Raw genomic sequence first — 14,776 nt, 5'->3', positions numbered from 1 at the left:
GGTCTATTCCGCGGCGGCAGCGTCGGGCCGCAGCGAACGCGGCAGCGGGAAGAACTCGTTCTCTTCCGCGGCCGAGACCGTCTCCACGTGAAGCTCGAAGCGCTCGGCGAAGGCGCCCATGATCTCCTCGACGATCACTTCCGGCGCCGAGGCGCCCGCGGTGATGCCGAGGCTCTTGATGCCTTCGAAGCGCGCCCAGTCGATGTCGCTGGCCCGTTGGGCAAGAATCGCGATGGGGCAGCCTTCGCGCTCGGCGACCTCGCGCAGGCGTTGCGAGTTCGACGAGTTCGGCGCGCCGACCACGATCAGGGCATCGACCACCGGTGCCACCTTCTTCACCGCGAGCTGGCGATTGGTGGTGGCGTAGCAGATGTCTTCCTTGTGCGGACCGTTGACGTTCGGGAAGCGCTCCTTGAGCAGCGCCACGATCTCCGCGGTGTCGTCGATCGACAGCGTGGTCTGGGTCACGAAGGCGAGGTTGTCGGGGTCCTTCGGCACGAAGGTTTTGGCATCCTCCGCGGTCTCGATCAGGGTCACGGCGCCCTCTGGCAGCTGGCCCAGGGTGCCGACCACCTCGGGGTGATGGGAGTGCCCGATCAGCAGGATCTCGCGGCCGCGCTTGAAATGGATCGCCGCCTCGCGATGGACCTTGGTCACCAGCGGGCAGGTCGCGTCCAGCGAGAAGAAATTGCGGGATTTGGCCTCGGCGGGAACCGACTTGGGAACGCCATGGGCCGAAAATACCACCGGCGCGTTGGTATCGTCGGGGATTTCGGCCAATTCCTCGACGAAAATGGCGCCTTTGGTCTTCAGGCTATCGACCACATACTTGTTATGGACGATTTCGTGCCGGACATAGACCGGGGCACCATACATGGTGAGCGCGCGCTCGACCGTATCGATGGCGCGGACCACCCCGGCGCAAAAGCCGCGGGGGGAACAAAGCACGATTCTAAGATCGGGTTTTTTCGCTGACATCAGGCTGTCTCGGGGCAATTTCGGGACCGAATCACCCCTCGCCGGGCGGGCGGGGAACGGCCAGTTAGGATAAGGACTTGGGACTGCTTTCGGGCGCTGTCAAGGCGATTTTGCTGGCCCATTGCGCCATTCCCCCCGGAGGGCTTATATAGGCCCTATAATTCCCGTCATCGCCGATGACTACCAGCTTCGCCTCGACAGAGGTGGGCGAAGCACAAAGGAGATTTGCCATGAGCAACGCACCGCTGATGCCGAAGGCGACTGCCGTGTGGTTGGTCGACAATACCGCCCTGACGTTCGATCAGGTGGCCGATTTCACCAAAATGCACCCCCTCGAGGTGCGCGCCATCGCCGACGGCGACGCCGCCCAGGGCATCAAGGGCATGGACCCGATTTCCAACGGCCAGCTGACCCGCGAGGAGATCGAGCGCGGCGAGCGGGACCAGAACTACCGCCTCAGGCTCCAGGAGAGCAAGGTGGTGCTGCCGACCGCCGCCAAGAAGAAGGGCCCCCGCTATACCCCGGTGTCGCGCCGCCATGAGCGGCCGAGCGCGATCCTCTGGCTGGTGCGCAACCACCCCGAACTGAAGGACGCCCAGATCATGCGTCTGGTCGGTACCACCAAGACCACGATCGCCAGCGTGCGCGACCGCACCCACTGGAATGCCTCGACCCTGACCCCGATGGACCCGGTGACGCTCGGCCTGTGCTCGCAGATCGAGCTCGATTTCGAGGTGCAGCGCGCCGCCAAGGAGAAGCCGACCACGACCGTCTATGGCGGCGCCACGCTGCTGCCGGCCTCCGAGACCACGCGCAAGGACGAGCTCGACGATCAGCCGATCGAGCGGCACGATGATCTCAATGTCGATGCCGTGTTCGCCAAGCTGAAGACGATCGGCGGCAAGAAGGCCGACGACGAAGAATAAGCGCCGGCTGGTTTTTGCGAAGACCGGAATACGAAACGCGGCAGGGCAACCCGCCGCGTTTTTTGTTCTGACCGCGCGTGACCGTGATGGCACGAGCGGCGCGCCGATAACGGGTTTCGCTCACCCGAACGAGAATCGCCGGTGGGCGAAGTCGAGCAGCGGGCGTTCGAAATATCGATAGCTCAGCGCACACAGGGCGAACGTCAGCGCGAGTGCGGCGAAGGTCAGCGAGATGCCGGCGAGGCTCTCGACCGTCCTCGGTTGATGCAGCACGGCGAACAGCAGGTACACGATGACGTGGTGGGTGAGATACGCCGCGTAGGACGTCCTGGCGAAGAAGTTCGCGACCGAACCGCGCAGCAGTGCGAGTTTTGGCGAGCCGCGATTTTCGAGCACGACGAACAGCAGAGAACCGAAGAAGATCTCGACCTGGGTGTGCGAGAACGCCACCGACCAGCGCTTCCATCCGAACAGCCACAACAGCGGGAGCGACATGCACGACCATTTGAGGATGGCGGCGACGCGTCTGGAGACCTCGGCATCCGGCTTGCGATAGAGGCGCCACCAGGCGATCAGCGCGCCGACTGCAAGCGAATCGATCCTGAATTGCGGCAGTACGTACCAGCCATAGGCGTCCGGCAGCGCGCTATCGATCAGGCGCCCGATCGGGCAGATCAGGATCGGCACGAGCAGGATCGCGAACAGCCGCTCGGACGGGATGTTCCGGACCAGCAACGGAAACAGCAGATAGAACTGCTCCTCTATCGCGAGCGACCAGGTCACGGCCAGAAAGTAGGCGCCGTCGGTCTGGGCCCTGGCCATGCCGAAATTCTGCAAGCCGAACAGATACAGCCAGCCGGGCACACCCCTGGTGTCGAACAGATCAGGGCTTAACGAAAAATACCAGCCGATCAGGGCGCAAGCGCACATCAGGTAGTAGAGCGGCCAGATGCGAAACGCGCGCCTGCCATAGAAGGCCGAGTAATATCGTTCGGCCGCGCGGTGGCGCAGCAGAATATCCGTGATGAGATAGCCGGACAGAATGAAGAACAGGTCGACGCCGAACCGGCCGACATGCAGCAGCTTCCACGGCCAATTTTCCGGCCCGTCCGGCGCGCCGAAATAGTGCCAGATGACGACGATCAGCAGCGCGATCGCGCGCAGCCCGTCGAGCTCCTCGATCCTGTCACGTTGCAACGCGAGCTCGCCTTCCACAAGCACAGGACCCGGTCTCATCCAAAAGGGCCGCGCATCATCGCATGCGGCGCGCCGATAGCTTAAGGGAATTCGGCCCGGCGCCTAATGGCGGTCCGGATTGTTCATCATGTATTCGCCGAGATCGCGCTGCCGCCGATCGGTGCGGGCTTCGGCGTTCTGGCGCTGGACGTCGCGATCCTTGCGGCAAGCGACATATTCGGGCGAGCCGACCGCGACCTTGCCATTGGCCTGGCAGTATTGATCGTCGTCCCCCATGCTCTCCGCGATCGGCGATCGGCCGCGCTCGAGGCAGCCTGCCAGCAGCGGCAGTGCGAGCAGCAATGCGAGAGGCGCGCGTGCGGAAATGGATCGCATCCGGTGGTCCGTACCTTGTGGGACATTGGTGTTGGAGACGCCGGGATGACCCGGCAATCCATCAAAATCAAGGCCATTTTGCTTCCGATGGGTTTCGCGGGTGAGCAATGGCGCTTGTCCATTGATTGATATCGCCCCGGGGCCAACCCTCTCCCACAAGGGGGAGGGAGCCTGACCAGCGTGCTCACCTCACGTGATGCAGCGCCAACTGCACGCCCTGAACTTCGCCTACGTAAGGCGGCCATCGGCGGAAGGGTTCCCTCCCCCCTTGTGGGGCGAGGGTCAGGGAGAGGGGTGGCCACACGGGCGGTTTATCCGGAAGCGCGCAAAGCGTCCAACGACGACGCTACGCCTTGCCCTTCAACGCATCGCCGATTTCGTCGAGCACCTTCGGATCCTCGATGGTTGCCGGCATGGTCCAGGACTCACCGTCGGCGATCTTCTTGATGGTGCCGCGCAGGATCTTGCCGGAGCGCGTCTTCGGCAGCCGCCCGACCGTGATCGCAAGCTTGAACGCTGCGACCGGGCCGAGCTTGTCGCGCACCAGTGCCACGACTTCCTTCTCGACCTGATCCGGCGCCTTGGTGACGCCGGCCTTCAGCACCAGGAAGCCGCAGGGCACCTCGCCCTTGATCGCATCCTTGACGCCGAGCACGGCACATTCGGCGACGTCGGGATGCGAGGCGAGGATCTCCTCCATGCCGCCGGTGGAGAGCCGGTGGCCGGCGACATTGATGATGTCGTCGGTGCGGCCCATCACCCAGACATAGCCGTCCTCGTCCTTGTAGCCGGCATCCGAGGTCTTGTAGTAGCCGGGGAATTCCGAGAGATAGGCCTCCCTGAAGCGATCGTCCTGCTGCCACAGCGTCGGCAGGCACGCCGGTGGCATCGGCAGCTTGATTACGATCGAGCCCATGGTGCCTGCGGGCACCGGCTTCGCCGCCTCGTCGACGATGTCGACCTGATAGCCCGGCATCGGCACGGTCGGCGAACCGTGCTTGACCGGCAGCATGCCGAGCCCAACCGGATTGCCGGCGATGCACCAGCCGGTCTCGGTCTGCCACCAGTGGTCGATGACCGGCACCTTGAGCTGCTGCTCGGCCCACTCCACCGTCGGTGGATCGGCGCGCTCGCCGGCGAGGAACAGCGTGCGGAAGCGCGAGAGATCGTAGCTCCTGAGCAGCTTGCCTTCGGGATCTTCCTTCTTGATCGCGCGAAACGCTGTCGGCGCGGTGAAGAAGGCGACCGCCTTGTGTTCCGAGATCACGCGCCAGAAGGCGCCGGCGTCCGGCGTGCCGACCGGCTTGCCTTCATACATGATCGTGGTCGCGCCGTGGATCAGCGGGCCATACACGATGTAGGAGTGGCCGACCACCCAGCCGATGTCGGAGCCGCACCACCAGATCTCACCGGGCTTCACACCGTAGAGATTCTCCATCGACCATTTCAGCGCGACGAGATGCCCGCCATTGTCGCGCACCACGCCCTTCGGGATTCCGGTCGTACCCGAAGTGTAGAGGATGTAGAGCGGATCGGTCGCGCTGACCGGCACACAGGGCGCGGCCTTGCCGGCGTCGAACGCGGCACGGCGCAGCGTCGCCCAGTCGTGATCGCGGCCCGCGGTGAGTTCGCACGCCTGCTGCGGCCGCTGCAGGATGATGCAGGTGCCGGGCTTGGTGCCGGCGAGGCGGATCGCCTCGTCGAGCAGCGGCTTGTATTGCACGATGCGGCCGGGCTCGATGCCGCAGCTCGCCGAGAAGATCAGCTTCGGCTTGGCGTCGTCGATGCGGGTCGCGAGCTCTTTCGCCGCAAAGCCGCCGAACACCACGCTGTGCACAGCACCAATCCGCGCGCAGGCCAGCATCGCAACGACGGCCTCCGGCACCATCGGCATATAGAGGATGACGCGGTCGCCCTTGGCCACGCCGAAATCCTGCATCACCGCGGCGAGCGCCTGCACTTCCTTCAGGAGCTCGGAATAGGTGAACCTCGTGATCGAATTGGTGAGCGGGGAATCGTGGATCAGCGCGACCTGGTCGGCGCGGCCGCCGGCGACATGGCGATCCAGCGCGTTGTAGCAGGTGTTGACCGCGGCCCCGGCGAACCAGCGTCCGTACGCGCCGATCGACGGGTCGAAGATTTTCTTCGCCGGATCGATCCAGTCGATCTCGCGCGCCGCTTCCGCCCAAAAGCCCTCGGGGTCTCGAAGCGAGCGGGCATACACCTCATGATACCGGCTCTGCTGCTGGACGTTCATTGCGCTTCTCCCTCGCCTCCATCGTCGTGGTCAAACATGACGGACATGTTGGCTCTCTTTGGCGGTCATTGTCATGGGCGCGGCCGATAATTCAAGCCGTAAAACTCACCGACGTTAGCACTAGTAGCCGTCGGCACCGTTGATCTGCCGCAACCGCTCGCGCATCGCCTTTTGCAGGTCATAGCCAGGCTTGCCGAATTCCGCGTTGCGGCGCGCGATGAACTGGTCCTGCGCACGCTGCAACTCGCGCGCCTGGCGCGGGTCCTGCGCCTCGCGCACCGTGCGGAACGTCGATGCGACGATCTCGCGATCGAGATCGGCCAGCGCGGCATTGGCGCAGATCGCCTTCTCCACCGGCCGGCGCGCCTTGCGGCAGTCGAAGCTCGGCTTGCCGGCGACCGCCATCATGGCGCCGATCCGCTCCAGCTCGAGCGACAGCGATTTGTAGTTGGCCTTGGCGGCGGTATGATCGGGGTTGAGCTTGACGGCGGCGCCGAAATCCATGATCGCCTTCGGCCGGTCCCCCTTGCGGCGCCACAGCTCGCCGCGTGCATTGTGGGCGTCGGCAAGCGATGGATCGAGCCGGAGCACGGTGTCGTAATCTGCGATCGCGCGGTCAATCAACTGCTTGCGGTCATAGGCGCTCGCCCGCGCCAGCAGGGCCTTGACGCGATCTGGCCTGGCCGCCTTCTCGTTGTCAATCAGCGCGCTGCAGGCCTCGATGGTCTTGTCGTCATCCGCCGCGGCGGCGGCTGCGATGCAGGGACCGGCATCGGCCTGTACATCCTTGCCGGGCTCGCTGCCGGCCGCGCGCGCAACGCCTGATGTCAGCGCTCCCGACAGGCAAACGCACAGCAGCGCCAGAGTCAGATTGAAGGCGAGATTCACAGAGTTGCGTCGCATTCCGATTGCCGACAAGACATTCCTCTCCCGCACCCGAACCACCGGCCTCTGATGCCCGGCAGCGCGCCATTTGCCGCAAAACCACACGCTGGATTATACGTCAATTGCGACGATCGGCTGCACTTTGAGCCGCACGTCGGGCCGCACTTTGGGGGTTCGCGTTGCTGACATTCGAATGGATCATCGGCCTGTTGCTCGCGGCGGTGGCGCTGTCGACGCTGGCGCGGCGGATCAAGGTGCCCTACCCGACCTTTCTTGCGCTCGGCGGCGTGCTGCTGACCCTGCTGCCATGGGCCCCGACCTGGGCGCTGGAACCGAAACTGGCGCTGGCCCTGTTCGTGGCCCCGGTGCTGCTCGATGCCGCCTTCGACACCTCGCTGCGCGACCTCCGCAACAACTGGCTGCCGGTCTCGACACTGGTGGTGGTCGCGGTCGGCGTCACGACAATGGCGGTCGCCGTGGTCGCACGTTGGCTGCGCCCGGACATGCCCTGGGCGGTCGCGATCGCGCTCGGCGCCATCGTGGCGCCGCCCGACGCGGCCGCGGCCACCGCGATCTTGCGCCAGGTCAGTCTGCCCTACCGGATCCAGAAGATCCTCGAAGGCGAGAGCCTGCTCAACGATGCCACGTCGCTGTTGATCTATCGCGTCGCGGTTGGCCTCGCCGCCGCCGAGCACATGAAGATCCGCGAATTCGTGCCGTCGATCGCGGTTGCGCTGGTCGGCAGCCTTGCCGCCGGCTATCTGTTCGCGCAGGTCTGGATGATGATCACCCGCCGCATCACCGAGGCGCCGAGCGCGATCATCACGCAATTCTGCGGCACCTTCATGGTCTGGATCGTCGCCGAGCATCTCGGCCTGTCCGGCATCCTGACCATCATCGCCTATGCGATCACCATCGCCCGCACCGCGCCGGCGCGCACCTCCGCACGGCTGCGCGTGTCATCCTACGCGGTGTGGGAGACCGTCGTGCTGGTGCTCAACGTGCTCGCTTTCATGCTGATCGGCCTGCAACTGCGCCCGATCTGGTCCGAGCTCGACGCCGAGGTGCGCTGGAAATATTGCAGCTTTGCCGCCGCGATCCTCGCCGTGGTGATCCTCGCGCGCATCCTCTGGGTGATGCCATACGGCGCGTTGCTGCGCCTGCTGAAGCAACGCAACCTCCTGCCTGCCCATGTGGTGGATGCGGTGCCGACCTTGAAACGCGGCTTTATCGTATCCTGGTGCGGCATGCGCGGCATCGTCACATTGGCGGCTGCGTTTGCGCTGCCCGAATGGTTTCCGTATCGCGACCTGATCCTGTTGACGGCGTTTGCCGTGGTGTTCGGCACGCTCGTGCTCCAGGGCCTGACATTGCGGCCGCTGATCCTGGCATTGCAATTCGATGACGACGATCCGGTCGGCCGCGAGGCGGCCCGTGCCCGCGGCGTGGTGTTTCGCGCCGCGCTGGAAGAGATCGATGCCGACCCTTCGGAAGAGGCCGAGATCCTCCGGCTGGAATACCGCGCCGCGCTCATGCGCGCGGATAACGACCCCGACGGCGGCCTGACCTCGCGCGAGCTGCCATCGGATCCGCTGCGCCGCCGCGCCATCGCCGCCGCCCGTCAGGCGCTGCTCGATTTGCGCCGTACCGAGACGATCGGCGACGACGCATTCCATCTGGTCGAAGAAGAGCTCGACCGCGCCGAGCTCAGCGTGGAAGCGTAGTTCCTCCTGCAATCACGCGCCCGACTTCGAGGTGATGCCGCCATCGACCACGAGTTCGATGCCGGTGACGTATTTCGATTCGTCCGACGCCAGGAACAGTGCGGCGTTGGCGACGTCCCAGGCGTCGCCCATGTGCCCCATCGGCACCTGCGCGTCGCGCGCGCGCCACATCGCCTCGACATCGCCCTTGGCGTAGCTCTGCGCGAGGCCTGCCGAATGTTCGACCATCGGCGTCTTCATCAATCCCGGCAGGATCGCGTTGACGCGCACGTGCTTGGAGGCGAACTCGACCGCGGTCGAGCGCGTCATTTGGTTCATCGCCGCCTTGCTCGCATTGTAGCTGACATAGGAAATGCCGACATGGCGGATCGAGGCGATCGAGGAGATGTTGATGATCGAGCCGCCGCCCTGCTTGATCATGACCGGAATGACGTGCTTCATCGACAGATAGGCGCTCTTGAGGTTGACCGCGAAGACCCGATCCCACTCGGCTTCCGCAACGTCCACCACGCTGCCGACCTCGGCGATGCCGACATTGTTGTCGAGCACGTCGATGCGGCCATAGGTCTTGAGGCAGGCGGCGACCATCGCCTCGACCTCGTCGGCGCGCGAGACGTCGGCGGTGAATGCGGCCGCCTTGCCGCCCTCGCCGGTGATGATCTTGACCGTCTCCTCGGCCGCGGCGCCGTTGCGATCGACGCAGAACACGCTGGCGCCCTCGCGCGCAAAGGTGACGGCGGTCGCCTTGCCATTGCCCCAGCCGGGCCCGATCGAGCCCGCCCCGACCACCATCGCAACCTTGCCCTTGAGCCGATCCATCGCCTGTTCTCCCGTTTGTTGTTGTCATTGTAGCCCGGATGGAGCGAAGCAAAATCCGGGAACACGGGCCCCGGATTACGCTTCGCTCCATCCAGGCTACGGATCGCGACACACACTCATCGTCGTGACATTAGCACCGATCGGATGCCCGAAAATCTCCGATAGCGTCTGGCAGCGTCGCGCATGGCACAGGTGCCATTCGCCGGCGGCGCCGGAATTGCCGAGCACGACCTCGGACCTGGGCAACGGCGGCGGCGACCATTGAAACCAGCCGCCCGAGAGGCGCGCCTCCGGCGGCGGCTCCATGCCAGCGCCGGTGCCCTTGATGCGCGCCTCTTGCAGCGTGAGTCCGGCCGGCGTGACCTGCCAGTCTTCCTGCCAGGCGGTCTTCTCGATCGAATGCGTCCAGCTGAGCGTAAAGGCCGCAATCGACAGCGCCTTCACGACACCGGCGGACGCGAGACAGAGGCTCAAGTCGCCGCCACCGCGCTACGCGGACGCTGCCGCCATTGCCACAGCACGACCGCGGCGGCGAGCGTGAAGCCGGCCGTATCCGAGAACTGGAAGTCCCCGAGCAGGCAGAGCGCGGCGCCGAACGCGATCACGATCTCGATCAACGTCAGCCGCGTGAACAGGAAGCCGATCGCGACGATGCCGAACAGGGCGATCGCCACCAGCGCCTTGAAGGTCGCCAGCGCCACCGCGCCGTAGAAGCCGAGCTGGGCGGTCATCGGATCATTGCCTTGCAGCATCAACGCCGGCGAATAGACGAAGATGAAAGGAATGACGTAGCCGGCGAGCGCGATCCGCATCGCCTCCCAGCCGATCTTGTCCGGATTCTCCTTGGCGATCGGCGCCGCCGCCAATGCCGCGAGCGCCACCGGCGGCGAGAGGTCGGCCATGATGCCGTAGTAGAACGCGAACATGTGGCTTGCGATCAGCGGCACGCCGAGCTTGGCCAGCGCAGGCGCGGCAAGCGCCGCGGTGATAATGTAGGTCGGGATCGTCGGGATGCCGGTGCCGAGCAGGATCGACAGCAGCATGGTCATGATCAGCGCCAGGAACAGGCTCTTGGCGCCGAGCCCGATGATCCAGCTGCCGAAGATGGTGCCGACGCCGGTCTGCGTCATCATGCCGATGATGGTGCCAACGATGGCACAGGCCATGCCGACGGTCAGGGCCGACTTGGCGCTGTCGGCGAGCGAGTCGCGGCAGGCGCGGAGCGTGGCGCGGCCACCGCGTGTGATCGCAGCGATGACCATCAGACCAACGACGACGCTGGCCACCGGCACGATATCCAGCCCATGGCGCGACACCGCGGCAACCACCAGCGCGAGCCCGATCCAGAAGATGGTGCGCACGACGGTGTTGGAGAAGCCGAGCGTGATGCTGGCGCCGAGGATCAGCGCAACGGTCAGCGCGAGCCCCATGCTGCCGGCATAGAGCGGCGTGAAGCCTTCGAACAGCATGTAGACCAGCGCCGCGAGCGGCAACACCAGGTACCAGCGGGCGACCAGCGCCTTCCAGGCGCTCGGGATCTCCGAACGCTTCATGCCGACGAGGCCATGCTTGCCGGCTTCCAGATGCACCATCCAGAACGCCGAGGCGAAATACAGGATCGCCGGAATCACGGCGGCCTTGACGATCTCCGAATAGGGAACGCCAAGCGTCTCGGCCATGATGAAGGCGACCGCGCCCATCACCGGCGGCATGATCTGGCCGCCCATCGAGGCGGTGGCCTCGACGCCGGCGGCGAACGCGCGGCGATAGCCGAACTTGATCATCAAGGGAATCGTGAACTGGCCGACGGTGACGACGTTGGCGACGCCGGAACCCGAGATCGTGCCCATCATGCCGGAGGCAAACACGGCGACCTTGGCCGGGCCGCCGCGGGTGCGGCCGAACAGGCCGAGTGAGACGTCGGTGAACAGCTGGATCATCCCCGCGCGCTCTAGGAACGAGCCGAACAGGATGAACAGGAAGATGTAGGTCGCAGACACATAGATCGGCACGCCGTAGAAGCCTTCGGTGCCGAACGAGAGATGGGTGACGATCTGGTCGAAATCATAGCCGCGATGGTTGAACGGCGACGGCAGATATTGTCCGAAGAACCAGTAGAGCAGACAGGCGCCGCACATCAGCGGCAGCGCCGCCCCCATCAGCCGCCGCGTGCCCTCGAAAATCAGGATCGCGAGCAGCGTGCCGACCGCAAGGTCCATGTGGGTCGGATCGCCGTCGCGGGCGATCAAATCGGCATAGAAGATCCACTGATAAAGCCCGCAGAGGAAACCGGCCGCGCCGACGATCCAGCTCACCGCGCGGCCGAAATCGGTCTTGGCGGTGAAGTTGCCGATCAGGCCGAAGGTCAAGAGGATCAGGAAGCCGACATGGACGCCGCGCACCACCTGGCTCGGCAAATAATTGAAAGCCGCGACATAGAGCTGGAACACCGCGAAGGCGAGACCGACGGCATAGGCCAGATGCCCCCAGGCGCCCGGGCCGAAGCCCTCCGGAAAGCCATGCTCGAAATTGTCGAATTCAACCTTGATGGGCTGCTCGCCCGCAACCTGCTGCTGCATATGATCAGTCCCCCGCCGTGCCCGCGACGCTTATAGCCACCCGGCTTCTGTCCCGAAACCGGGAAAAAGCCGTGCCGCCGTCACTGCGAGCGAAGCGAAGCAATCCATCTCACAGCTTATTGAGAGATGGATTGCTTCGTCGCTCCGCTCCTCGCAATGACGGTGGTTAGTTCAGCCCTACTTGATCAGGCCCTTTTCCTTGTAATAGCGGATCGCGCCGGGATGCAGCGGCACCGGGCTGCCGGTCGCGGCGGCCTCGAGCTTGATCTCCTTGCCCGCGGCGTGGGCATTGGCGAGTTCCGGCAGCGATTCGTAGACCAGCTTGGTCATCTGATAGGCGAGGTCGTCCGACACCGCACTCGAGGTGACGAGATAGTTCACGACCGCCGCGGTCGGCACGTCCTTGTCCTGGCCGGTATAGGTGTTGGCCGGGATGATCACGGAGACGAAGGGAGGGCCGATCTTGTCGATGGTCTCCTTCGGCACGGCCACCACGGTGATCTCGCTGGAGGTCGAGAGGTCCTTCAGCGAGGCGACGCCGAGGCCGGCGGACTGCAGCGTGGCGGCGAGCTGGCGGTTCTTCATCAGGTCGACCGATTCGGCGAATGGCAGATACTCGACCTTGCCGAGATCCTTGTAGCTCATGCCGGCGGCCGCGAGGATCGCGCGCGAGTTGAGCTCGGTGCCGGACTTCGGCGCACCGACCGACAGGCTTTTGCCCTTGAGGTCGGCGAGCGTCCTGATGCCGCTTTCGGCGGTGGCGACGATCTGGATGTAGTTCGGATAGATCGCGCCGATGGTGCGCAGCTTGTCGAGCTTGTTCTTGAAGCCGGCTTCGGCGTCGCCTTCCCAGGCCGCCTTCAGCGAATCGCCGAGCGTGAAAGCGATCTCGCCTCGGCCCTGCTGCAGCAGCACCAGGTTCTCCACCGAGGCCTTGGTCGCCTGCACCTGGGTCTTCACGTCAGGGATCTTGTCGCCGTAGATCTTCCCGATCGCGACGCCGAGCGGATAGTAGACGCCCGAGGTGCCGCCGGTGAGCACGTTAATGAACTGCTGGGCCTGTGCGACAGGCGCAGACAAAACACCGGCGGCCACGATCGCGGCAGCCATCAATCTTGAATTCATGAGCATTATTCTCCCCTAAGCCGGCCGGAAATTGGCCGGACACCCCCGTCGGGTCAACCCATCCAAATGACGCATGCGCGGTCGAAATCCCTGATGGCAGCATCACCTTACCTGCGCGGGAAACTCTGCTCATGCGGGCAGGAGCCGCCGGTTCTGTGTTCGCACCGGCGATCGCCGGGGTGACCCATCCTGACCGGTGTCGATGCAACTGCGCGGCACCACCGCTGGGGTCGAGCGATCGGCTGCTGCGCGTTGATGCCGGAGATGCGACGAGCGGCATCGTTGACGTCACACACAACTTCATTGGCATCACAGAACCGATGACCCGCGATTCGCCACCAACGACTCGACACAGCGCTCGCGCGACGCGATCTGATGTCCGACAATGGTGCAACTTCACGCCGGCATCCACGCGACAACACAGTTATTAACGTCGTCTCTCGATGACACATCGCGCGCTGCGCTTCTGCTGCGTGCAAGGTCGCGCGCGATCACGCTCATGAACGTCAGATGACGCATTTGTTGCACGAGTAGCGGCGGTGAAACGCTGCGATTCCGGCATAATTTGATTCGAATTGAATCCTTTAAGGTTAGCGAGCCAATCAATGTATGAACCAGAAATTTCCATGATTGCCGCGGCTCAAGGATGTACGAGTCGAGCCGGGGTAATTACGGACAAGGCGGGGCATGAATCACATCAGCCACATCACACAGACACGGGCCGGCTGGTTCGGACATCGCAAGCTGACCCCGCGCGCATGCATTGCGGACAGCAAAAAACACCTTCGGACCTTCCTCGCCGAGGCACTGGACGACCTCGGCTTCATCACCAGTGAATGCGGCCAGGCTCTGGAACTCGACACCGTGCTGGACGCGGAACGGCCCGATCTTCTGGTGCTCGGCGTGTCCGTGGACGGCATCGAAGTCAGTAAAATTCTCGAGACTTTGGTGAGAAAGGACTACGGCGGCAAGGTCCTCGTCATCGGCCAGCCGGACTCGATCATCGTCAAGGCGGTCCGGCAGATCGGCGATGAGTACGGCATCGCCATGCTGCCGGCCCTCTCCACCCCGTTCAGCGCCGGAACCCTTCGTGACAGTCTTGCGTCACTGATGCCGCTCGAGCCGGCACCGAGCCCGGCAGTGGACGTGCCCGAAGCGCTGAAGGCCGGCTGGCTCGAGCTCTGGTATCAGCAGAAGATTCATCTCCGGACATTGGTTCCGAGCGGCGCCGAGGCGCTGATCCGGATGCGCCATCCCGCATGGGGCGTCGTACCGCCGGCCTATTTCATCCCCGACGAAAGCGACCCGCATTTTCATGCGCTGTCCGAGTTCGTGATCGAGCGCGCGATCGAGGACTGGCGCTCTCTCCTCGAACAGATCGGGCCGGTCGATCTCTCGATCAACCTGCCGATCTCGTTTCTCGCCGACGATGCTGCGGTGCGCGAGCTTTGCTACCGGATTCCGGATCATGCCGCATTCGCCGGCCTCTTGATCGAGATCGACAGCGCCGAGGTGATCGACAATCTCGATTTGGCGATCGATGTCGCCCGGCGCGTTCGCCTGCACAATATCGGCATCTCGATCGACAATGTCGGCGCGAACTGGCCATCCCTGCTGGGATTGCCGAACTTTCCGTTCGTCCAGCTCAAGGTCGACCATCAATACGTCACCGGTTGTGCGGATCAGCGCCTGAAGCAGACGGTGTGCCGGCGTATCGTCGAGCTCGCCCACGACGCGGGCGCGCAGGTTATTGCGCAGGGTGTCGAGACGCGCGCCGACTTTCTCGCCGCCCACGAGATGGATTTCGATCAGGTCCAGGGCTACCTGTTCGGCAAGCCGATGGGCGTCAAGAAGTTCGCCCGCTCGCGCATGCACTTCTCCGAGAAAGCGCCGGCCCCCTGAGGCATGCGG

The 14,776-nt window shown here is 64.4% G+C and carries 12 protein-coding genes; 3 read left to right on the top strand and 9 right to left on the bottom strand.

Going from position 1 to position 14,776, the window contains the following annotated elements:
• Nucleotides 1–3 precede the first annotated feature (3 nt).
• Nucleotides 4–978, bottom strand: a complete 975-nt coding sequence (gene ispH, locus ACVISU_RS26200; RefSeq protein ID WP_456708792.1) for a 4-hydroxy-3-methylbut-2-enyl diphosphate reductase — start codon at nucleotides 976–978, stop codon at nucleotides 4–6.
• Between the two features lie 230 nt (nucleotides 979–1,208).
• Here ispH and ACVISU_RS26195 point away from each other — a divergent pair, with 230 nt between their 5' ends.
• Nucleotides 1,209–1,904, top strand: coding sequence for a DUF1013 domain-containing protein (locus tag ACVISU_RS26195; RefSeq protein WP_050405544.1), 696 nt, complete (start codon nucleotides 1,209–1,211; stop codon nucleotides 1,902–1,904).
• A 120-nt stretch (nucleotides 1,905–2,024) separates the two neighbouring features.
• Here the strand turns inward: ACVISU_RS26195 and ACVISU_RS26190 are convergent, their stop codons facing one another.
• From ACVISU_RS26190 to ACVISU_RS26175, 4 genes are all read right to left on the bottom strand, one after another.
• Complete coding sequence (locus ACVISU_RS26190; RefSeq protein WP_172803515.1) at nucleotides 2,025–3,101, bottom strand: acyltransferase family protein; 1,077 nt, start codon at nucleotides 3,099–3,101, stop codon at nucleotides 2,025–2,027.
• Nucleotides 3,102–3,203: 102 nt separating this feature from the next.
• Complete coding sequence (locus ACVISU_RS26185) at nucleotides 3,204–3,476, bottom strand: hypothetical protein (RefSeq protein WP_029878796.1); 273 nt, start codon at nucleotides 3,474–3,476, stop codon at nucleotides 3,204–3,206.
• Nucleotides 3,477–3,822: 346 nt separating this feature from the next.
• Nucleotides 3,823–5,733, bottom strand: coding sequence for a propionyl-CoA synthetase (locus ACVISU_RS26180; protein WP_456708791.1), 1,911 nt, complete (start codon nucleotides 5,731–5,733; stop codon nucleotides 3,823–3,825).
• Between the two features lie 120 nt (nucleotides 5,734–5,853).
• Nucleotides 5,854–6,636: a tetratricopeptide repeat protein gene (locus tag ACVISU_RS26175; protein WP_456708790.1), complete on the bottom strand. Its 783-nt coding sequence runs from the start codon at nucleotides 6,634–6,636 to the stop codon at nucleotides 5,854–5,856.
• Between the two features lie 161 nt (nucleotides 6,637–6,797).
• Here ACVISU_RS26175 and ACVISU_RS26170 point away from each other — a divergent pair, with 161 nt between their 5' ends.
• Nucleotides 6,798–8,342, top strand: coding sequence for a cation:proton antiporter (locus tag ACVISU_RS26170; RefSeq protein ID WP_456708789.1), 1,545 nt, complete (start codon nucleotides 6,798–6,800; stop codon nucleotides 8,340–8,342).
• A gap of 12 nt (nucleotides 8,343–8,354) precedes the next feature.
• On the opposite strand, the gene ACVISU_RS26165 is transcribed toward ACVISU_RS26170, so the two are convergent.
• From ACVISU_RS26165 to ACVISU_RS26150, 4 genes are all read right to left on the bottom strand, one after another.
• The gene (locus ACVISU_RS26165; RefSeq protein ID WP_050405548.1) at nucleotides 8,355–9,161 is read right to left on the bottom strand and encodes an SDR family NAD(P)-dependent oxidoreductase; all 807 of its coding nucleotides are present in this window, start codon (nucleotides 9,159–9,161) and stop codon (nucleotides 8,355–8,357) included.
• A gap of 96 nt (nucleotides 9,162–9,257) precedes the next feature.
• Nucleotides 9,258–9,635 carry a DUF1850 domain-containing protein gene (locus ACVISU_RS26160; protein WP_050405549.1) on the bottom strand — a complete coding sequence of 126 codons (378 nt, stop codon included), beginning with the start codon at nucleotides 9,633–9,635 and terminating at the stop codon, nucleotides 9,258–9,260.
• On the bottom strand, nucleotides 9,632–11,740 hold the full coding sequence (locus ACVISU_RS26155; protein ID WP_456708788.1) for a TRAP transporter permease: 2,109 nt from the start codon (nucleotides 11,738–11,740) through the stop codon (nucleotides 9,632–9,634). Before ACVISU_RS26155 ends, ACVISU_RS26160 begins: the two co-directional genes overlap by 4 nt.
• Before the next feature lie 177 nt (nucleotides 11,741–11,917).
• Entirely contained in the window at nucleotides 11,918–12,865 is a 948-nt protein-coding gene (locus tag ACVISU_RS26150; RefSeq protein ID WP_050405572.1) for a TAXI family TRAP transporter solute-binding subunit, read from the bottom strand.
• Between the two features lie 687 nt (nucleotides 12,866–13,552).
• Here ACVISU_RS26150 and ACVISU_RS26145 point away from each other — a divergent pair.
• On the top strand, nucleotides 13,553–14,767 hold the full coding sequence (locus ACVISU_RS26145) for an EAL domain-containing response regulator (RefSeq protein WP_456708787.1): 1,215 nt from the start codon (nucleotides 13,553–13,555) through the stop codon (nucleotides 14,765–14,767).
• The last annotated feature ends 9 nt before the right edge of the window (nucleotides 14,768–14,776 follow it).

Source organism: Bradyrhizobium sp. USDA 4452, from assembly GCF_054063575.1.
The sequence above is the reverse complement of the archived record's forward strand: the minus strand, read 5'-3'. Positions and strand labels throughout refer to the sequence as shown.